Genomic DNA, 20,364 nt, shown 5'->3' with positions numbered 1-20,364 from the left:
ACGTCATCAAATTCAAACCAACGGTTTAACTTTGCCACATGATCAAGAATATCTTCGCTTGCTTAATAATCATGCTTGTAGCTTTTGGCTGCACTAAAAAAAATGTGCCGCATTACACCATATCAAGGGTTACCAAATCAGATACAGCCACCCGGTTAACCGTGAAAATAGATGACAGGCTTAAATGGACCGAACTGCTGAGCATTACCTCACAAATTAAAGCCGACAGCGCTAAGTTGAGCAACCTGCAGCTTAACTTTTTGCTTCCCGGTCATAATGATAAAAGTACTGGTGCTAATACCTTTTATGCTGTAGCCCGCTATCCTCAAGGAGATAAAGTTACTATGCAGGATACCACTAAAGATGCTGATGGCAATACCGTTAGGCTAAACATACTTGGCCTGTCGCCCGAAAAAGCAAAATACCTGCTTGATTTAAACCCTGCCGATCTCGACGGGAAAAATATCATAGGCAGGTTTATTGACGATAATAACCATACTGTTATTGTGCCGTTTACTGATATGGCAGGTGGAAAAAAAGAAACTTATATTATTGAGCTTGATACCACCGGCACAGTAGTATCCCGTACCATTCCCCTTATGGACAACCGCGATGGCATTGAAAAGCTGCATGTAAGCCAGGCCGGCGATTATATTACGATAAAAGACAGCGTGCTTACCCAATACGCCGCTCATGACATGGGTTTGCCTTATAATAGTATGAAAGCTGGTATTTAATTGCTGTTTGTAAATATGCCAAAATCACCACAGGCTTAATTTCGTTTGAAAAAATTAGGGATAAGCGGTTAAATCATTCATTTGTTTAAGATTATACCGATATATTTATAGTGTTAAAAATATTGTAAATATATGAACCGAAATTTTATCAAAATTTTTGCATTAAGCGTGGCCGCGGTTTTTAGCGCCGGCATGGCTACTGCCCAGGTGAGGTTGCCGGAAGGCTACTTCCTTAAAACATTGCCAAACGGCTTGGATGTGCTGGTGATTGAAAACAGCAAAGTACCTTTAACTACCATTGAAATAGCTGTTAAAAACGGCGCTTATACCGAAGGCCCGGAGTTTAGCGGCCTGTCGCACCTGTTTGAGCATATGTTTTTTAAAGCCAATAAAGATTATCCAACCCAGGAGAAGTTTTTAAAACGTACGCAGGAGCTTGGCGCCATCTGGAACGGTACCACCAATACTGAGCGCGTAAATTACTACTTCACTTTTGACAGGGACAGTCTTAAAGCAGGTTTAAAGTTCATGAACGCGGCTATCCGTTTCCCAATTTACCGCGAGGAGGATATGAAAAAAGAGCGCCCGGTGGTTGACGGCGAATTTCAGCGAGCAGAAAGCGATCCTGGTTTCCAGCTTTGGTATGGTATGCAGCAAAAGCTTTGGGGCGATCTCATCACCCGCAAAAATCCTATTGGTGTCCACGAAGTGATCAATACGGCTACGCCCGAAAAGATGATGATCATTAAGGATAAATATTATTTTCCTAACAATAGCTTGCTGACCATTTGCGGCGATGTTAAGCATGATAACGCTTTTGCCCTTGCCGAAAGCATTTTTGGCGACTGGGCCAACAGTGGTTTCGATCCTCAAACCAAATTCCCTATCCCGGCATTTAAGCCTTTAACCAAACCGGAATATTTTGTAAAGGAAGCCACCATTGCCCAAACACCTTATATGGAGTTTACCTGGCAGGGACCTTCATATCCAACGGATTCAGCTTCAACTGTTGCTGCCGACGTGTTTTCGACCATTGTGGGCTTAAACTCATCAAAACTGCAGCAGGCATTGGTTGATAAAGGTTTGGCCAGCGGCGTTTATGTAAACTATACTACCAGCCGTTATGTAGGCCCTATTGATATTTTTGTGGTGCCTAACCCTAACAAGCTGAAAGAGTGCTATACCGAGCTGATGAACCAAGTTAGCATGTGGAACAAGGACGACTATTTTACCGACGAGCAAATGGCTACCGCTAAAGCTATCCTGCACCGTAATGATATTAAAGCTAAAGAAAAACCATCATCGTTACCAAGCCAGATCAGCTACCAGTGGTGCAGCACCTCGTTTAATTTTTATACCGACCTGGATGCCAACTATCAAAAAGTTACCCGTGCCGATATTAAAAAGTACCTGGATACTTACGTAATTGGCAAGCCATATGCGGCTGGTATGATCATAGCGCCCGAGTTAAATAAAACAGTAAACGCGGCTTCATTTTTTGCAGCTAAGTAATTTAAAACTACCTCATCATGATGAAAAAATATATAATTGCCCTGCTGTTAGCAGCGGCTATAGGGAATACAGCCAAGGCGCAAAAACAGGCCTATGAAACCACGGTAGATGGCGTAAAGGTTATTGTACAGCCAAGCGGCAACGATATTGTGGAAGTGCAAACCATCATAAAAGGCGGTGTGCAAAACTATCCGGCTACCAAAGCGGGTATTGAGTCGCTGGCAATGAGCGCCCTTACCGAATGTGGTACTTTAAAGCATGATAAAAATAGCTTTAAAGACGAACTGGATAAAGTAAGCGCTACTGTTTACGGCAGCAGCAACAAAAACTATTCGGTAGTACGGATGAATTGTATTAAAGGCGACTTTGATATTGTTTGGCCGTTGTATGTTGAGGCTATAACCCAGCCCAAATTTGATGAAAAGGAATTTGCCCGCATTAAGCAGGATGCCATCAATAACATTAAACAGGAAGATTCACAGCCTGATAACGCCATTGATAAATATGCCGATAAAGTAGCTTTTGCCGGTACCAACTACGCTAAAGACCCGAGTGGAACCGTAGCTATTGTTACAGCCTTAACCCCTGCCGAAACAAAAGCTTATTATCAGTCCATACTGACCAAATCTCGCATGGTAATTGTGGTGGTTGCTGATCTTGACCAGGCTGCTATTGAAGCTAAAGTAAAGGGTATGCTGAGCGGTATTAAACAAGGCCCGGCTTTCGCGTTTAAAAAATCAACTTTCAGAGCCGACAAAAACAGTATCAATGTTGAAAAGCGTGATTTGGCTACCAATTATGTGGAAGGTATCGCGAGTGGTCCTGCCGCCGGTACACCCGATTTTAACGCTTTTAATGTAGCCATGCGCATCTTCTCGAACATGCACTTTTTGGAGGTGCGTACCAATAACGGTTTGTCATATGCCCCACAGGCCTGGTTTAGCGCGGGTCAAACCTCAACTGCCAAGTTCTCTGTTTCAACAACCGAGCCTGATAAATACATAGCTGTGTTTGATAAGCTGGTTGATAAAATTAAACGCGAAGGTTTTAAACCCGAAGATGTAGCCGATATGAAGGTTACTTACCTTACCGGTTTCTACTATAAAAACGAAACCAACAGCGCCCAGGCATCATCAATAGCAGCAAATGAAGTATTGCATGATAACTGGAAACGTTCATTAACCCTGGTTGATGATGTAAAGAAACTTACTCCCGATGATGTAAGTAACGCATTCCGTAAGTATATCAACAATATTGTATGGGTATACCAGGGCGATCCTAAAAAAGTAAACCAATTGCTGTACATTAACGGTACACTGCATAATGGAGATAATCCGGTGATGCACTAATTTAGGTAAAAGGTTAAAGGCGAAAGGTTAAAGGTAGCTGCATCTGTGCTCATCTTTAACCTTTCGCCTTTTTGTTTTTGGCCTTTCGCCTTTCAGCTTTTACCTTTCACCTCATCCTCCGGCAGCACCGCTTTTTTCCTGGTTTTAGTCCAACCGGCCCCTTTAGGCCTGGTGGGTACGGTGTCGCCCAGGAGTTTGCCCCAGGGTTTGAGGGTGTCAATCCTGTCGAAGATGATTTTGAGGACTGCTACAAATGGAATGGAAAGAAACATGCCCGATAAGCCCCAAAGTAAATTGCCTAACAACACAACCACAATGGAGATAAGCGCGTTGATCTGCACTTTTGATGATACAATGCGCGGTACCAGGATATTATTATCAATAAACTGGATAACAAGATAAGCTATGATCACCCCTAACTGCGTTGTGTAACCATCTTTGGTAACCGTAGCCATCAGTACAGGAAGAGAGATGGCTATAATGCCGCCCAGGTAGGGCAGCAGGTTAAGGATAGCGCCTATTACACCTATCAGGATGCCATACTTAACACCGAGTAATATCAGGGCCAGCGAATTCATGACAGCAACTATCACCATCTCAATCAATAAGCCCTGGATATAGCTTTGGATGGCCGATTTGGTTTCTTTCAAAACATCGGCAACCTGTTTGGAGTTTTCTTCAGAAAATACTTCGTAAATAAAATTCAGGAGCAGGGTTTTGTAAAACAATACCAGGAAAACATATACAGGTACCACAAATATCAACCCAAACGTGCTTAAAACGTTGCCGAGTGTGCGGCCTACCAGCGCCTGGCTGTTATCCATAGCGTCTTTGATAAGCTTATCCTGCTTTTGAACTGAGTAGTTAAAAGTGGTAGCTACCCAGTCTTTAAAGGTGATGAACATTTCACCAAACTTCTTTTTAAGCGTGGGCAGCGAATCTCCAAACTGGATGATCTGGGTAGAAAGAAAATAGAACAACCCTGTCAGTAAAATAGCGCCAAGCAGCATAGCCAGGCATATAGACAAAATTTTGGGCACTTTATGTTCCTGCAGCCAGTTGCTAACAGGGTTAAGCAAAATAGCAATAAAAGCCGAAAAGGCAAGCGGGATCATCACATCTGCCAGTTGGGCAAACACGTAAACCAATAATATCAATCCAAAAAGTATAACAGTACTTTTAAGGTAAAAGGGGTATTCTTTAACAGCAGGCATAGACGCAGGATTTTACACTGAAAGGAACAAGACAAACAATTGTTTGCTTCGCCGATAATTAGCCCGGAGGGATGCAGATCGGGTTGGTATAGTGTCCGTCCGTTTTGTGAACGAAATAGCCTGTCGGGAATTGCAAAAAAGCCTGCACGGTTAATGCAGGCTTTGGACATATTATAATGACTTGTTAATCTGTTAACCCTACTAACTTAATACATTCCGCCAGCTAACCAAATCGCCGATGATCTTGTCCAACTGATCGGCAGGAACGCGTTCCTGGGCCATGCTGTCGCGGTGGCGGATAGTTACGGTGTTATCTTCTAAGGTTTGATGATCTACCGTAATGCAGAATGGCGTGCCGATAGCATCCTGCCTGCGGTAACGTTTACCGATAGCATCTTTCTCTTCGTACTGGATATTGAAGTCGAGTTTTAGTTTATCCATGATCTCGCGTGCTTTTTCGGGCAAACCGTCTTTTTTAGTAAGCGGGAAAATAGCGGCTTTAACTGGTGCCAGGCAAGGGTGCAGGCGTAACACCGTGCGGCTGTCCTGTTTATCTTCGGTGCTTAGGTCTTCCTCTTCGTAAGCGTTGATCATGGTAAGCAGGAACATCCTGTCTAAACCTATCGATGTTTCAATTACGTAAGGTACATAGTTGCCAAAAGGCTTACCTGTTTCAGGATCAACCTCGGGGTCAAAGTATTGAAGTTTTTTGCCCGAAAATTTTTCGTGCTGGCTTAAATCGAAATTGGTACGGCTGTGGATCCCTTCAACCTCTTTAAATCCAAACGGAAACTCAAACTCAATATCATAAGCAGCATCGGCGTAGTGGGCCAGCTTGGTGTGCTCATGGTAACGGTATTTAGCAGCATCTGTACCCAAAGCAAGGTGCCATTTTAAGCGGGCTGCCTTCCACTGGTCGAACCATTCTTTTTGTGTGCCGGGGCGAACAAAAAACTGCATCTCCATTTGTTCAAACTCGCGCATGCGGATAATGAACTGGCGGGCAATCACTTCGTTACGGAAAGCCTTACCAATTTGCGCAATACCGAAAGGGATTTTCATCCTGCCCGATTTTTGTACGTTAAGGTAGTTTACAAAGATCCCCTGAGCAGTTTCAGGACGAAGGTAAATGGTATCGGCATCATCAGCTACAGCGCCCATCTGGGTGCTGAACATCAAGTTAAACTGGCGCACTTCTGTCCAGTTGCGGGTGCCGCTTACCGGGCAGGCAATTTCATGCTCAATGATCAGATCGCGCAGGCGGGTCAGGTCTTCGGCTTTCAGGGCTTCATCCATATCGTGCTGTAGCTTTTCTGCCTTATCAGTTTTGCCTTCGTTATCGTATTTGGCTATTTTATCTTCCAGTAACTGGTCGGCACGGTAGCGTTTTTTGGAATCTTTGTTGTCGATCATCGGGTCGCTGAAGCCATCAACGTGACCGCTTGCTTTCCAGATCTTAGGGTGCATAAATATGGCCGAATCAATGCCTACAATGTTATCATTCATTTGTACCATGGCTTTCCACCAGTAGGTTTTGATGTTGTTTTTGAGTTCGGCGCCATTTTGGCCGTAATCATAAACTGCGCTTAAGCCATCATAAATCTCGCTGGAAGGGAAAACAAAGCCATATTCCTTGGCGTGCGATATAACATTTTTAAAAAGTTCGTCGGTTGATTTGCTCATAATAGCTGCAAAGATAATTTTTGATTTCGGATTTGGGAATTTCGATTTCGGATTTACTTTGAGATAAGTGTTACCTAAAAATATCGTTTTCTTAAAAGCTGCTTCTAATAAAACCTTATTTCCCGGTACCTTCTTTTCTGAACGCGTATGGAGAGAGCATTAATAACTATACAAACCAGTCCGGTAAACAGGATTGCATTCATTGTTTGTTATCAAACGATGCTTTAAGGGGTGTTAACTTTTGAGAAACCTTACCTTCATATATTCCGCATATTCAGTCAGCCATTTCTCATAATTTGTAAACCATCTACAATTATTGTCAATAGTTATAAACTATTGGCTGTTTTGCATTATTATTGTATTAAGCCTACGATACCGATCACAAATGGAACAAATCGTAAAAATACTTTCCGCAAAATATGTTACCCACAATGTGAGGCAATTCAGGCTTGAAAAACCTGCCGGTTACAGCTTTATTCCGGGTCAGGCTACTGAATTATCAATCAATATGGAGGGCTGGCGTGATGAAACACGTCCTTTTACTTTTACTTGCCTTAACGATGATAATTACCTTGAGTTTACCATAAAAACTTATACCGACCATGATGGTGTTACCAACAGGCTAAGCAAGGTTAATGAAGGTGATGAGCTTATTATTCGCGACGTTTGGGGGGCTATTGAATATAAAGGACCCGGTTACTTTATTGCAGGTGGTGCAGGTATTACTCCTTTTTTGGCTATACTAAGGCAATTAAATAGAGATGGTTCAATTGCCGATAATAAGCTTTTCTTTTCCAATAAAACTGATAAGGATATCATTTTGAGGGATGAACTGAAAAGCATCCTTGGTGCAAACGCGCATTTTACTATTACCGGCCAAAAGGACAGTATGTATGATCAACGGCGCATAGATACCAAATTTCTGAAAGCTGAAATAAAAGATTTCTCAAAGCATTTTTATATATGTGGCCCTGACGCGATGGTTGCTGAGCTCAGCGATATATTAGGGCAACTCGGAGCTGATAGTGACTCCGTGGTATTTGAAAGGTAGTTTATGCGGAGACGCATCACGTGCGGTCTTCTATGCTTTGTCTTGCATGTTATCCCTGCATATTACAGACACATGTGGTGCGCCTCTGCAAAACACCTTTTATTATTGGTTGGCATTTATAAAGCTGTACTGTTGTCCGTCCGCCCCGGGGATCATACTCCGAAGGACAAAAGCAGACAAGCTTTATAAACTATTGAATTGTAATACGTTTTTTACAAAGCATATGTTGCCTTATCGCCTCAAAAGGTTTTCAGAATGACATTCACATGGACTTTTTAACCTTTGAGGTATATAACAATCTCCTGATTTTTAGGCTGTAAACTACCATCCGGAATGGTTTGCAGCGAACCGGCTCCTCCAGACGGACGGTCACCACAAAAGAACTCTCCGCTTTGCATGAATCTCAAATCTCCCGTCTCAAATCTCATATCTAAAGCATATTTTTACAGCCATGAGTATTAGTGTTGAGGCATTAACCAAGGTTTACGGTGTACAGAAGGCTGTTGATGGCATTAGCTTTACTGCCCAACCAGGCGTATTGGGCTTTTTAGGGCCTAACGGCGCCGGTAAATCAACCACGATGAAAATCCTCACCGGTTTTATCCCGCAAACATCAGGCACGGCGTCGGTAGGTGGATTTGATGTAGCCAAACAACCGCTTGAGGTTAAGCGCCGCATCGGCTACCTGCCCGAAAGCAACCCGCTGTATACGGATATGTATGTGAAGGAGTCGTTGGGCTTTGTTGCCGGCATTCATAAAATTCATGAGCCTGCCAAACGTATTGCCGATATTATTGAGCAAACAGGCCTCGGTCCTGAGCAGCATAAAAAAATAGGGCAGCTTTCAAAAGGTTACCGCCAAAGGGTAGGCTTGGCGCAGGCTATGCTGCATGATCCCGAAGTGCTGATACTGGATGAGCCAACTTCCGGCCTCGACCCTAACCAGTTAATAGGCATCCGCCAACTGATCCTCGATTTGGGTAAAACCAAAACCATCGTACTTTCAACCCACATTATGCAGGAAGTAGAGGCTGTGTGCAGCCAGGTGATTATCATTAATAAAGGAACTATTGTGGCCAACGATACGCTGCAGCAACTACGGAAAAACAACAGCGGCAAATCGTTGGAGGAGGTGTTTATCAGCCTTACCAATAATTAAAAAACAAACCACTCCGTATCCGCAAGGAAGTGGTAGAGTAATTATTATCTATAACTATTACCCATTTAATATTTTTTTAACATTTTTTGTAACGAATTGCTGGTTTGTAACATCTATATAGGCGAACCGGCAAGGCGGAGGTACCCCGCCATGCCAAACTTTATTACATTATTGTTATATGAAAAAACTATTATTATCATTAACCTTTTTAGGCTTTACCGCTATCGCGGCTCATGCCCAATCAGCAAATTCAGACGGCGGAAAATTCAGTATTGGTGTTGATGCAGGTTTGCCTGTTGGTGATGCCCACAAGATTTCAAACTTCGCTATCGGCGGCTCATTGAAGTATGATCATCCAATTGCCGATCAGTTATTTTTAACAGGTTCGGCAGGTTACACACGTTTCTTGTATAAAAAAGAGATCAAAGATTTTTTTGGTAAATCAGGAGCGGGTTTTATCCCGGTTAAAGCAGGTGTTAAATATTATTTTGACGATGCCTTTTTTGCCGAAGGTCAGTTGGGTGCGGTATTCGGTACAGAAAGTGGTGCCGGCACCGCGTTTGCTTACTCACCTGGTGTGGGCTATAGCTTTGCAGGTGGACTGGAAGCTGGTGTACGTTACGAAGCCTGGTCAAAAAACGGCACTACAAGCCAGGTTGCGTTGCGCGTAGCTTTTAGGTTTTAATTAAACTACTGTCAACCTTTAGAATAAGCCCGGGAAATGTTTTCCGGACTTATTGTTTTTCATAATTATTAGCCGGGCAATATTGTATTTTCGGCTCGATATGAAAAAACTGTTATTGCTGCTCCTTATCTTCCTTGCTTTTAAGACCTTCGCCCAGGACACACCGAAACCCTCAACCGCTTTTAGTGCCGGGGTGGAGTTTGGTATTCCCTCGCGCAGTTTGTACAATGTAGGTGTTGGTGCATCGCTAAAGTTAGAGCAGCCTGTTGTAAGCCCGGTAAGCCTAACGCTCACAGCGGGGTTCAGCAGTTTCTTTCGCAAAGATTCGCCTTTTAACAACGGTCATTCGGGCGGTGATGTCTTTGTACCGCTAAAAGCAGGTGTACGGTATAATGTAGGTTCGGGCGTGTTTTTGGAGGCCGAAGCAGGTAGCGCCATCGAACTTAATTATGACGAGCGTAAATTGTTCGCCTTTTCCCTTGGCCCGGCAATCATGATCCCTACCGGTACTGATAACCGCAATTTTGAATTGGGCTTGAGGTATGAAAGCTGGTCGGCCCATACGCTGCAGCAAACAGCTATCAGATTTGCTTACAGATTTGGCAGGTAAATATTTTATTTTTTGTAGCGATATATTGCCGAAGGGCGTATTTTCGTTAAAAAGCACCTGTAATCTTATATAACATGACTCATAAACCTATCCGCATCACATTCATTTTATTATTTACTGTATTTTCATTTGCAGCCAATGCGCAGCGGGGCAAACAAACATCGTTAAGCATAGGGTCTGGAATAATTGCACCGCTTAACATGAATTACCGCGATGATAACGGCACCGACTTTAATGTAGATGCCGGCTTTAGCATTAACCTGAAGCTGGAAAAACCGATCACCGAAACCCTGCGTTTTATAGCCGGCACCGGTTTTGTTTTTACCGAATCAAATCCGCAGTATTTATTTTCAAGTAACTCGTCAAACGTTTTCTACGATAATCGCTATCATGATCTGTATGCTTACCTGCCGCTAACCGCGGGTTTGAAATATTACTTTACAAAATACCTTTATGTAAATGCCGAAACAGGCAGCGCTTTCAGCATCAATAGTAGAGCACGTACCTCATTTATTTACGCAGGAGGGGCAGGAGCTGTTGTGCCTATTGGCCCTCATCACGGGCTCGATTTTGGCTTGCAGTTTGAAAGGGGATATAAAAATACCGATTACGACCATGCTATTAATCAGTTGGTGTTAAATGTGGCTTATAAGTATAGGTTTTAGGATTGGGTAGTTGTCCGGCTTTTGGCCACAGGTGGTTGGGTCCTGGAAACGGACGGACAGAGGTTTTAGTAGCAGATATTAAAGTGGCAGTTGCAGTAGTGTTGCCCCACAAGCTCAAAAGTCCCCCGGCAAGTTCAAGCGTCCTTCGCTTGAACTACGCTTTAAAAGGAGCGTCCACGCTTAAACCCGCAAAGGGGTTTTAAAATAATTAAATCCGATATCGAAAATCCGAAATCCGATATCTCTCCCCGATATCCGAGCACACTTTGCTTTGGCGCATTATTGTTGTAATTTCGGCGCTTAATACAATATAATATAACGTGCTGAGTATCCTTAAAAAAGAAATAGTATCCTACCTCAGTTCGCTGGTGGCCTATGTTACCATCGGTGTATTTTTACTGGTGCTTGGCCTGTTTTTGTGGGTATTCCCTGATTCAAGTATACTGGAGTACGGGTATGCCGGGCTCGAAAGCTTGTTCAGCACTGCGCCGTACCTGTTCATGTTCCTGATCCCGGCCATTACCATGCGCTCCCTTGCCGAAGAGCGTAAGGAAGGCACTTTTGAACTGCTGTTTACCCGCCCTTTAAAAGATTGGGAAATAGTACTGGGCAAATACCTTGCCTGTTTGTTAATAGTACTTTTTGCTTTACTGCCCACACTGGTTTACTATTATTCGGTAAGTGCATTGGGCATGCCGCAGGGCAATATTGATACCGGCGCAGTGATAGGCTCATACATCGGTTTGTTTTTATTGGGAGCAGTATTTGTGGGGATAGGTTTGTTTACCTCATCCATCACTAAAAATCAGATCATTGCCTTTACGATATCCGTTTTTCTGTGTTTCTTTTTTTACAGTGGGTTTGATTCAATTAGTCAGTTGCTCTCATTGCAGGACCTGGGATTGCAGAATTTAGGTATCACCCAGCACTATGATTCGGTAAGCCGTGGTGTGCTGGATACCCGCGACCTGGTTTATTTCATCATCACCACCGGTATATTTATATGGCTTACCCTGTTTGTGCTGGCAAAGCAGCGCCAAAAGGGGGTAGGCGGTACTGTGATGATCGGCGTTTTAGGAGTTTTGTTTTTTCTGGGGATCCTGTCATCATTTACTTTTACCCGTTTTGATTTTACTGCCGAAAAGCGTTATACCATATCGTCCATCAGTAGGCAAATCATGGATAAGCTGCCTAAAAAAGTAAAAGTGGTGGTGTATTTACAGGGCGATAACCTGCCGGGCGGCTTTAAACGCCTGCAAAGCGCTACACGCGATATGCTGAGCGATTTGCAAGCTTACAGTAAAGGTAAAATTCAGTTCGAGTTCCGTGACCCATTGAAAGGTTTAAACAACGATCAGCAGAACGAAGTGATCCAAAACATGGCTGCCGAAGGTGTTGAGCCAACCAACCTGAGCGTTAAAACTGATAATGGCGTAAGCCAAAAGCTTATATTTCCGTCGGCGTTGGTATCGGCAGATGGTAAGGATATCCCGGTAAAGCTATTGCTGAGCAGGATAGGCCTCTCGCCCGATGAAGTACTGAATAACTCTATCCAAAACCAGGAATATGCATTTTCATCGGCCATAAAAAAAGCGGTTAACGGGGGCAGGCCGCAAATCGGCTTTACCGAAGGCCATCATGAACTAACCGATTTACAACTGAACGATGCCATGAAAACCCTTGCCGATGGTTTCCAGGTAGGCCGGGTTGATTTGAATGCAATTTCCTTTGCCGATCTGCAAAAGATCAAATTGCTGGTGATAGCTAAACCAGATCAAAAGTTTTCGGAAATAGAGAAATTTAAGCTTGATCAGTATATCATGCACGGAGGCCGGGTATTGTGGACTATTGACCAGGTTAGCGCCGAATTGGATAGCCTTCGCGGGCATGGCGGCGAGCAGCTTGCTTTCCCAAAACAGCTTAACCTGGATGATCAGCTTTTCCGTTACGGCATCCGTATCAATTATGATCTGATTGCTGATATGAACTGCTCGCAAATTCCCATCAGCACCGGCAATGTTGGCGGGCAGGCGCAGATCCAGATGCTGCCATGGCTGTATTACCCGGTATTTATTCCGCTAAGCAAACACCCGGTGGTGAAAAATTTGGACGGCATCGGCAGCGAGTTTGCAAGCACTATTGATATCCTCGATACCAAAAATGTAAATAAAACGGTGTTGCTAACCTCATCGCCCTATAATAAAAAGTTAACAGCTCCGCACATATTATCATTGCAGGCTTTGGAGCAGGAGCCAAACCCTAAAGAATTTCAAAGTACACCTAAAATAACGGGTGTATTATTGGAAGGCAGTTTTGTAAGCGACTGGCAAAACCGTCCGCTGCCCGAAGGGCTTAAAGAGCAAGTTGCCATAAAGCAACAAAGCGAGCCTACCAAAATGATAGTGATTAGCGATGGTGATATTTTAAAGAATCAGGTAGGCAGCGATGGTTCGCCTTATCCGCTGGGTTATGATCATTATACCCATCAAACCTACGGTAATAAAAACCTGCTGCTTAACATAGCCGATTACATGACCGACGACTCGGGGCTGATAGCCCTGCGTACCAAGGAAATTAAGATCCGCCTGCTGGACAGGGCACGTATCCGCGGCGAAAAATTGTACTGGCAGCTGGTTAATACTGTTGCACCGCTGATTTTAGTGTTAATATGTGCTATTTTTCAACATTATTTACGCAGGCAAAAGTATGCCCGTTAAATTTTCTATTTTTGATAGATTAATTACAACCATATGAGATTTATTGTTTCTACCTCAACATTACTCAAACAACTGCAATCGGTAAGTGGTGCGTTAAGCAGCAGTACTGTGCTGCCGATACTGGAAAACTTTTTGTTCGAGATAAAGGATGGGAACTTGACCATTTCTGCTACCGACCTGCAAACCAGCATGACCACCTCTTTACCGGTTGAGGCTAAAGAGAACGGCAGGATTGCTATCCCGTCGCGTATATTGTTAGAGACCCTGAAATCATTACCGGAGCAACCTGTTGCTTTTTCGGTTGATGATAAAACCTTCGCCATTGAAATTAATGCAGGCGACGGTAAATACAAACTAAGCGGCGAAAACGGCGAGGACTTTCCAAAAATCCCGGTTGTTGAAAACGCTTCATCAGTAAATCTGCCTGCTTCAGTTTTAGCCGAAGCTATCAACAAAACTATTTTCGCGGTAAGTAATGACGAGTTGCGCCCGGCTATGACAGGCGTTTACTGCCAGCTAACAACATCGGCCCTTACTTTTGTTGCTACAGACGCACATAAACTGGTTCGTTACCGCCGTAAAGATGCAAAGGCTGCAAGCACTACATCATTCATTCTGCCTAAAAAAGCGTTAACCCTGCTTAAATCATCATTGCCAAGCGATGATGTGAATGTATCTGTTGAGTATAATTCCACCAGTGCTTTCTTCAAGTTTGGCAATATCAACCTGGTATGCCGTTTAATTGACGAGCGTTACCCTGATTACGAGGCGGTTATTCCTCAAAATAACCCTAATAAATTAAATATCGACAGGCTTACCTTCCTGGGGTCGTTAAACCGTGTGGCTATTTACGCTAACAAAACCACGCACCAGGTAAGGCTTAAAATAAATGGCAGCGAGTTAAATATCTCGTCAGAAGATATCGACTTTGCTAACGAGGCCCACGAGCGTTTAAGCTGTCAATATGAGGGCGAAGACATGGAAATTGGCTTCAATGCAAGATTTTTAATAGAAATGTTGAAGAATTTAAGCTGCGAAGAAGTATCTTTGGAAATGTCAACTCCAAACCGTGCCGGCTTATTACTGCCGCAGGGAGGTGATGAGAATGAAGACGTGCTGATGCTGGTTATGCCGGTGATGCTCAATAGCTATGCTTAAGTGTAAACTTAAATTATAAATCCAAAACTAAGTCCGGTATCATAAACCGGACTTTTTTTGTTCAGCACCCGATACCAAAAATTACAGTAAGCAGTTATAGCTTATAATTGTATATGAATATAAAGGTTAAAGTTTTATTGTTGATAGCCACGGCTGGTTGCTTTGCATCGTGCAAAAAAAACAACGATAAACCCGATGCGGTAGATTCGTCGACATCATCATTAAATGTTATTAATGCTACCTTCAATAATGTTAATATTTATGTTAATGGTACAAGAATAAACAATACAACAACATTTTATCCGGGAGGCACGCTCGGGTATATTTCGGTAAAAGCGGGTACACAAAGCTATTCGGTTAAATTAGATGGGCCAAATAATCCAAATCCGCTGTTTAGCCTGCCTTTAACTTTAAGTAAGGATTCTGTATATTCATTTTACGTAGCTGGTAATACGGTCGACCAGGTTTTTAAAACTACAGATGTATTGGTTGCCGATACAAATAAACAGGCAAAGATCAGGTTTGTAAATGCTTCGCCAGATGCCGGAAATATAAGCGTGCACTTTGAAGGTACAACAGCTGCCTTAGATACCCCAAAAATGAAAGATCTGGGTTTTAAAAGTACTTCAACTTTTTATTTGGTAGCGCCCGGGGAGCATAATATGGCGTTGCATTCGGCGGCCTTTCCGGGTACCATTGTAAGGGATACGGTATCACTAAGCGCCGGTAAGATATACACTTATTACGGTTACGGCAATAAAAGTACAGGCCTGGCAACCGGTTTGTTCATCAATCAATGATTACATTAATGGTTAATAAAAATAAAAGCAAGGTACTGGTTTCGTTTTTTATAGCTGTGCTATGCGGACTTTTCATCTGTGCTGTTTCTTCATGCGGTAAGGGGGGCAATGCATCATCAGTAGGCCTCAATACCCAGTTTCAAATCGTTAATTTAAGCCCCGATATCCAGCCGGTATACCTTTATCAGCATTTTATCAGGTATAATACCACTACCTATACTTATCCAAACAGTTCGGGATATTTTTACCTTTCAACACTTGAACCGCCGTTACAGTTACGTACAGCTACTGCGGCGCCGGTTATTTTGCTGCAATTTGATACTACGCTTAAAGCCAACAGGAAATACACGATGTTTATAACCGGCTTCAGAAAGGATAGTTCGTTTGTCAGTTCATTTATACTATCTGATAGTACCGGTTTGCCAGCCATAGGGAAAGGAAAGGTGAGGTTTGTACATACTTCACCCAATACATCAGCCCTGGATCTGCGGGCTAATGACACCCTTGTGGTTAGAGGTACTACCTTTAACAAGGTATCTAAATACGTTGAACTTACTGCCGGTAATTATAACTTTACCATTACCACTACCCGAACGCCCACGACAATTGAAACAACCCTGCAAAATGTAACTATACAGGACGGCCGCGCCTATACTATTTATACTAAAGGTATTGTTGGCAGCGCCGACTCATTGGCCTTTGGCGCGGGGGTACTTACTAATAATCTGCTTAGTAAGACACTTCAGTAGCTGCGTTTTGTTTAATATTTATATTTTTGGGCAAAATTTTAGCCTGTGGAAGTAATAAAAAGCATAATCGACTTTATACTGCATATTGATAAGCACCTGGTACAAATAACCAGCGCTTACCAGGGATGGACCTACCTGATCCTTTTCCTGATCATATTTGCCGAAACAGGTTTTGTAGTAACCCCTTTTTTACCAGGCGATTCACTGTTGTTTGCGGCTGGCGCGTTAATAGCCAGTGGTAGTTCGGGTTTGGATATCTGGCTGCTGGGCATCATATTAATTGCCGCTGCCTTTATCGGCAATACCGTCAATTATCTTTTAGGCAACTATTTAGGCCCTAAAGTTTTTAAAGAGGAAAATAAGATCCTAAAGCTCGAATACTATCTTAAAACCAAAGCTTTTTTTGATAAACACGGCGGCAAGGCGGTGATTTTTAGCCGTTTTATGCCTATTATCCGCACTATCGCACCTTTTGTGGCCGGTGTTGGCAGGATGCCTTTTTTAAAGTATAGCCTTTATAACATCGTCGGCGGTGCATCATGGATCATTGTGTTCCTGTTTGCGGGTTACAAATTAGGGCAGGTACCGGTGATAGCTAAAAACTTTTCGCTGGTAGGAGTGATCATCATTCTCATCTCGATATTGCCACCCATTTTTGCCGCTATAAAAGGCCGTAGCGCCAAAGTTTCTGAGGGGCAATAAAAGCCTGTTCAGCATTTTCAAATATCAAAAGCCTGTGCAGGATATAATTCCGACACAGGCTTTTTGTTTATTAAACAGGATGGTGGTTTATTCAATCGCCATCGGTAACCACTACATTAAAGCGACGACTTCTGGAAAACGGCGTTTTGGATTTGTCTGAAAATCCGGTTACTTCAAGTTCGATGGTGTAACTTCCGGCCTCGTGCGTTTCATGTATAGTACCGGCGTACCCACCTTGCTTTGCCGCTGACAGGATACTCCCGCCCTTTATGTGCGGCAAAAGGTCCTCCTCCGTCAACCGCTGCCTGTAAAGCAGATCGAGCTTCGCCAAATCGGGATGTTGTATAGTGTCCATTGTTTCTTCAGGCAGCTTTATGTTTTTAAGGTCTGATGCATAAGCTTTAATTGCGCTATTCTGACTTAGTTTGGGACGGGTAACCAAAGCACGTATTTGTTGTCCGGTTATCGGCTTTCCATCATCCGTTAAATGTGCATGATAAGTAATAGGCTGTCCTTTGCGTACAATAGCAGGGGCATCAACTGTAAGCTGAAGCGGAGCGGCATTGCCTGAAGGTGCGTATTCAAAAGCACCGCCTGTCAGGCCCTGCGGGGTTGTACCGCCATACATGATCTGGATATACCATAGGCCTACCGCCGGGTTAGGAATGTTAAATACCACATAGGCCCCTCCCTGTAAGGTAGGCATTGGTGTAATTACCACGCCGGCCGGCGTTACAAGTGTTACACTTAATTGATTAAGTCCGGGCTGGCCGTTTGTGAACGTATAATTAGGATCACTCCATACAACCGAAAACTGCCCGAGGTCGTTGCCTGCAGATACGGTGGCCGGAATCAGCAGGTAATCATAGGCCTGGGCTACTTTGTATCCGTTTGCAAGTAATTGTGCAGCAGGAGTTTGCGCCCTGATCTGGTTGTAAATTTGCATCATATTGAAAACATAGGGGGCATAATAATACTGGCCGCCGCTCTGGGTTGCAATTTGCTGCATTAAGTTTTGGTCAGACGCCGGCCCCATTGCACATGAATATACGGGAGGGGTGCCGGCAGGTAATGGCAGGGGATTGGTGCCGCAGTTTTGATAACCGTCAGAAAGCAGCACCAGGCCTTTATTTACACCGGCAGGAGCACTTGAAAGCATATTTACAGCGGTTTGAAGCCCTCCTCCCATATTGGTGCAGCTTCCGGTGAAACTTAGGTTTTGTACAGCTGCAGCTGCTGTAACCGGTACGGTAAGGTTTTGATCAACCTGTGCCAGGTTATAGGTTACTCTTCCGTTGGTGTCGTAGGATGCCACGCCAATATAATCGCCAGGGAGCGCATTGTTCAGGAAAGCTTTGGTATCGATGACTGTGATTGCGACATAATTTGAAGTTGTCATGCTATATGAAGTGTCTACCACAGGTATAGCGACAACAGGTGTTGAAGTTGGCATGGCTTTATGAATTAAAAGAAGGTGAAACATTAGTTGATTGGAGAAGCTGACCGCATGCGGTATTGTATTTAAGTGAAAGTATGGTAAGCTGAGTAGCCCATACAATAAAACCGGCAAGTATGGCGGCTGCTTCCAGGCCTGTTACTATGGCTATTACTTTACGAAGGATCCAGAATAAGGCATACCATCCTGCGGATGTCAGCACAAACTTGATAATGGTCCACATAAGTCCCTGCTGATATATTACACCTACAAAACCAATAGCGGCTGTGGCGCTGATTGCTTTTCCGGCCATTGAGCTCATGGCATTCATTACCGTTTGATTTGCACGGAGCAGATTATAAATACGCGTGGCGATATTGCCGGTGGTAGGTGCCAGCCCCACAGCCTGAAGGAAACCTACAGTAAGCGCAAAGATGAATTGGATCCACCAGAGCGTACAGTCTGATTCGGCGCCTATAGCCCCTTCGTAAACGAGCATGTCTGCCTTTACACCATGGTAAATAATACGGGTTATGCCATTGGTATCGGTGCGGGTAAAAACGCGGGACAGATTGGCATTTTCGTCAAACATTTGCCGGGCTTTTTCATAAGCGTTATCAAACTGCTGGCGAAAGCCTTCTGTTGCCGGGCCTCCGTTTTTACTGCCGAACCAATCTTCAAATTGTGCCCAGCTTTCCTCTTTATGATCTTCGGTAAAAACTTTGGGCTGACTGGCAAATAGGATATCAGTAGGCGGCGGTACAGGCGTTTCTACGTTTTGATTGAGATAAATAGCGTTGATGGATTGTGGGATGCCCAAAAGCGCAATCTGCTCGGTAGTTAAAACGTTTACGGTTTGGAGCTGCTGCACAGCACCGTTATCCAGTTCAAGGGTTGATTTGTCGGTTGTATCTATCGGCGGGTTAACGGTGAAATCAAAATTTGAAATTAAACGGTTATCGGTTATCACGTCATTGTACATCCATTGAACAATTTCTGATTGTTCCAAACATACATTCCAGATGCGCAGGTTTTGGATAGAACCGCCGAAGTTGTCGATGATATTTCCGTTCGAATCATATTGAGCGCCTACGAGTACATGCCCGTTTGGAACCGCGGTAACCGGCGAAGGAAAATAATCGATAGCCTGAAGGTTACCGTTTACGTACAAGCTAAGGGCTTTAACATCGCTATCATAACTTAGTGCAAAATGATAATAGCTTAGCGGCAAAACTGAGGCTGCTGATGCTAAAGAAATACTGTCGCTGTTACGCTGGCCTATAACCTGGTTGTTTTGATAGCTTACTTTGTATTCCCATGCGCCGTTCAGGCCATAACTTAACAGGATACCGTTGCTGCTGCTGCCCGGGAAGAACCAGCCTTCAATGGTATAAGGGGCGTTTCCGGGAATGCTGTATTCGGGAAAGGAGCCGCAATCAACATAACCATCCGCTCCCAGTACAACAGATGGAACATTGAACGCGTATTGTACATTGTTTTTGAAATTAAGGGCTATATTATTTCCGGAACTGTCTACCCCCGGCATTTCCGAAAAGTCGCTGTAAAATATAAGGTTGGGATTTTGGACAGCGCTATAATTATTCACCTGTACCGAATCATTAAGGATATCTTCAGCGTCGCGCACGCTATTCCAGATCATAATCCTTCCAAGCTGGCCCTGTAGGTACCAGATCGGGCTACTCTGCTGCATTACAGCCCCCAGCAGCATATTGGTACCGCTTGCAGGCAGCGTTCCCGAAAAGGTGCTTTGCGCAACAGCCACGCCATCAACATAAAGCGATAAGCTGGAAGTTGTACCATCAAATACAGAGGCCAGGTGGTGCCATTCGTTGACAGTGATGGGTAAAGTTGATTTGATCAGATACGGTGCGATGCCTACATAGGCGTAAACATAACCGGATTCAAGAAATAATTGGTATTGTCCGCCAACCGCATTGTCAACATTGCCAACTACGGATTGAAATCCGTTAAGGCTCGACACGTTTACCCAGGCCTCCAGGGTAAAGGAGGTTAAATTGTTTAGTACGGTTGGTGTACCGCAATCTACATAAGCGGTGTTTCCGAGTTGCAGCACACTTGATGCCCATCGTGGTGCTAAAGTTAAATTTGCCATAAGA

18 protein-coding genes are annotated in these 20,364 nt (G+C 43.8%); 13 read left to right on the top strand and 5 right to left on the bottom strand.

What is annotated here, in order from left to right; genetic code table 11:
• Positions 1 to 71 precede the first annotated feature (71 nt).
• The 3 genes from BLP33_RS14545 (at position 72) to BLP33_RS14535 (ending at position 3,598) form a co-directional block, all read left to right on the top strand.
• On the top strand, positions 72 to 737 hold the full coding sequence (locus tag BLP33_RS14545) for a hypothetical protein (RefSeq protein ID WP_139159997.1): 666 nt from the start codon (positions 72 to 74) through the stop codon (positions 735 to 737).
• A 132-nt stretch (positions 738 to 869) separates the two neighbouring features.
• Positions 870 to 2,249, top strand: coding sequence for a M16 family metallopeptidase (locus BLP33_RS14540; protein WP_254780148.1), 1,380 nt, complete (start codon positions 870 to 872; stop codon positions 2,247 to 2,249).
• 20 nt (positions 2,250 to 2,269) lie between these two features.
• Positions 2,270 to 3,598, top strand: coding sequence for a M16 family metallopeptidase (locus BLP33_RS14535; RefSeq protein ID WP_175490019.1), 1,329 nt, complete (start codon positions 2,270 to 2,272; stop codon positions 3,596 to 3,598).
• A gap of 92 nt (positions 3,599 to 3,690) precedes the next feature.
• Here the strand turns inward: BLP33_RS14535 and BLP33_RS14530 are convergent, their stop codons facing one another.
• On the bottom strand, positions 3,691 to 4,812 hold the full coding sequence (locus BLP33_RS14530) for an AI-2E family transporter (RefSeq protein WP_090529820.1): 1,122 nt from the start codon (positions 4,810 to 4,812) through the stop codon (positions 3,691 to 3,693).
• A 201-nt stretch (positions 4,813 to 5,013) separates the two neighbouring features.
• Positions 5,014 to 6,495, bottom strand: a complete 1,482-nt coding sequence (locus BLP33_RS14525) for a glycine--tRNA ligase (RefSeq protein WP_090529816.1) — start codon at positions 6,493 to 6,495, stop codon at positions 5,014 to 5,016.
• Positions 6,496 to 6,880: 385 nt separating this feature from the next.
• Here BLP33_RS14525 and BLP33_RS14520 point away from each other — a divergent pair, with 385 nt between their 5' ends.
• Positions 6,881 to 7,546, top strand: coding sequence for an FAD-binding oxidoreductase (locus BLP33_RS14520; protein WP_090529813.1), 666 nt, complete (start codon positions 6,881 to 6,883; stop codon positions 7,544 to 7,546).
• A gap of 275 nt (positions 7,547 to 7,821) precedes the next feature.
• Here BLP33_RS14520 and BLP33_RS27465 read toward each other — a convergent pair whose 3' ends face one another.
• A complete protein-coding gene (locus BLP33_RS27465) occupies positions 7,822 to 7,974 on the bottom strand; it encodes a hypothetical protein (RefSeq protein ID WP_175490018.1) in 153 nt (50 codons plus the stop codon).
• Between the two features lie 23 nt (positions 7,975 to 7,997).
• Here BLP33_RS27465 and BLP33_RS14515 point away from each other — a divergent pair, with 23 nt between their 5' ends.
• The 9 genes from BLP33_RS14515 to BLP33_RS14475 all read left to right on the top strand — a co-directional run bounded on the left by BLP33_RS14515 (position 7,998) and on the right by BLP33_RS14475 (position 16,791).
• The gene (locus tag BLP33_RS14515; protein ID WP_090529810.1) at positions 7,998 to 8,705 is read left to right on the top strand and encodes an ATP-binding cassette domain-containing protein; all 708 of its coding nucleotides are present in this window, start codon (positions 7,998 to 8,000) and stop codon (positions 8,703 to 8,705) included.
• 178 nt (positions 8,706 to 8,883) lie between these two features.
• Positions 8,884 to 9,390: an outer membrane beta-barrel protein gene (locus BLP33_RS14510; protein WP_090529807.1), complete on the top strand. Its 507-nt coding sequence runs from the start codon at positions 8,884 to 8,886 to the stop codon at positions 9,388 to 9,390.
• Positions 9,391 to 9,490: 100 nt separating this feature from the next.
• Positions 9,491 to 10,000, top strand: coding sequence for a hypothetical protein (locus tag BLP33_RS14505; protein WP_090529803.1), 510 nt, complete (start codon positions 9,491 to 9,493; stop codon positions 9,998 to 10,000).
• A 74-nt stretch (positions 10,001 to 10,074) separates the two neighbouring features.
• Positions 10,075 to 10,665 carry a hypothetical protein gene (locus BLP33_RS14500; RefSeq protein ID WP_090529800.1) on the top strand — a complete coding sequence of 197 codons (591 nt, stop codon included), beginning with the start codon at positions 10,075 to 10,077 and terminating at the stop codon, positions 10,663 to 10,665.
• 320 nt (positions 10,666 to 10,985) lie between these two features.
• Positions 10,986 to 13,382, top strand: coding sequence for a gliding motility-associated ABC transporter substrate-binding protein GldG (gldG, locus tag BLP33_RS14495; protein ID WP_090529797.1), 2,397 nt, complete (start codon positions 10,986 to 10,988; stop codon positions 13,380 to 13,382).
• Positions 13,383 to 13,415: 33 nt separating this feature from the next.
• A complete protein-coding gene (gene dnaN, locus BLP33_RS14490; RefSeq protein ID WP_090529793.1) occupies positions 13,416 to 14,540 on the top strand; it encodes a DNA polymerase III subunit beta in 1,125 nt (374 codons plus the stop codon).
• A 113-nt stretch (positions 14,541 to 14,653) separates the two neighbouring features.
• Positions 14,654 to 15,340, top strand: a complete 687-nt coding sequence (locus tag BLP33_RS14485; RefSeq protein WP_090529791.1) for a DUF4397 domain-containing protein — start codon at positions 14,654 to 14,656, stop codon at positions 15,338 to 15,340.
• A gap of 8 nt (positions 15,341 to 15,348) precedes the next feature.
• The gene (locus BLP33_RS14480) at positions 15,349 to 16,089 is read left to right on the top strand and encodes a DUF4397 domain-containing protein (RefSeq protein ID WP_175490017.1); all 741 of its coding nucleotides are present in this window, start codon (positions 15,349 to 15,351) and stop codon (positions 16,087 to 16,089) included.
• A 45-nt stretch (positions 16,090 to 16,134) separates the two neighbouring features.
• Complete coding sequence (locus tag BLP33_RS14475; protein WP_090529785.1) at positions 16,135 to 16,791, top strand: DedA family protein; 657 nt, start codon at positions 16,135 to 16,137, stop codon at positions 16,789 to 16,791.
• A gap of 91 nt (positions 16,792 to 16,882) precedes the next feature.
• Here the strand turns inward: BLP33_RS14475 and BLP33_RS14470 are convergent, their stop codons facing one another.
• Both BLP33_RS14470 and BLP33_RS14465 read right to left on the bottom strand, forming a co-directional pair.
• Entirely contained in the window at positions 16,883 to 18,244 is a 1,362-nt protein-coding gene (locus tag BLP33_RS14470) for a vWA domain-containing protein (protein WP_175490016.1), read from the bottom strand.
• A 4-nt stretch (positions 18,245 to 18,248) separates the two neighbouring features.
• Positions 18,249 to 20,360, bottom strand: coding sequence for a LamG domain-containing protein (locus tag BLP33_RS14465; RefSeq protein WP_090529778.1), 2,112 nt, complete (start codon positions 20,358 to 20,360; stop codon positions 18,249 to 18,251).
• Between the last annotated feature and the right edge of the window lie 4 nt (positions 20,361 to 20,364).

Origin of the sequence: Mucilaginibacter sp. NFR10 (genome assembly GCF_900100445.1) — a bacterium.
GTDB lineage: Bacteria > Bacteroidota > Bacteroidia > Sphingobacteriales > Sphingobacteriaceae > Mucilaginibacter > Mucilaginibacter rubeus.
Note: the sequence above shows the minus strand (reverse complement) of the source record. Positions and strands in the feature narration are given on the sequence as shown.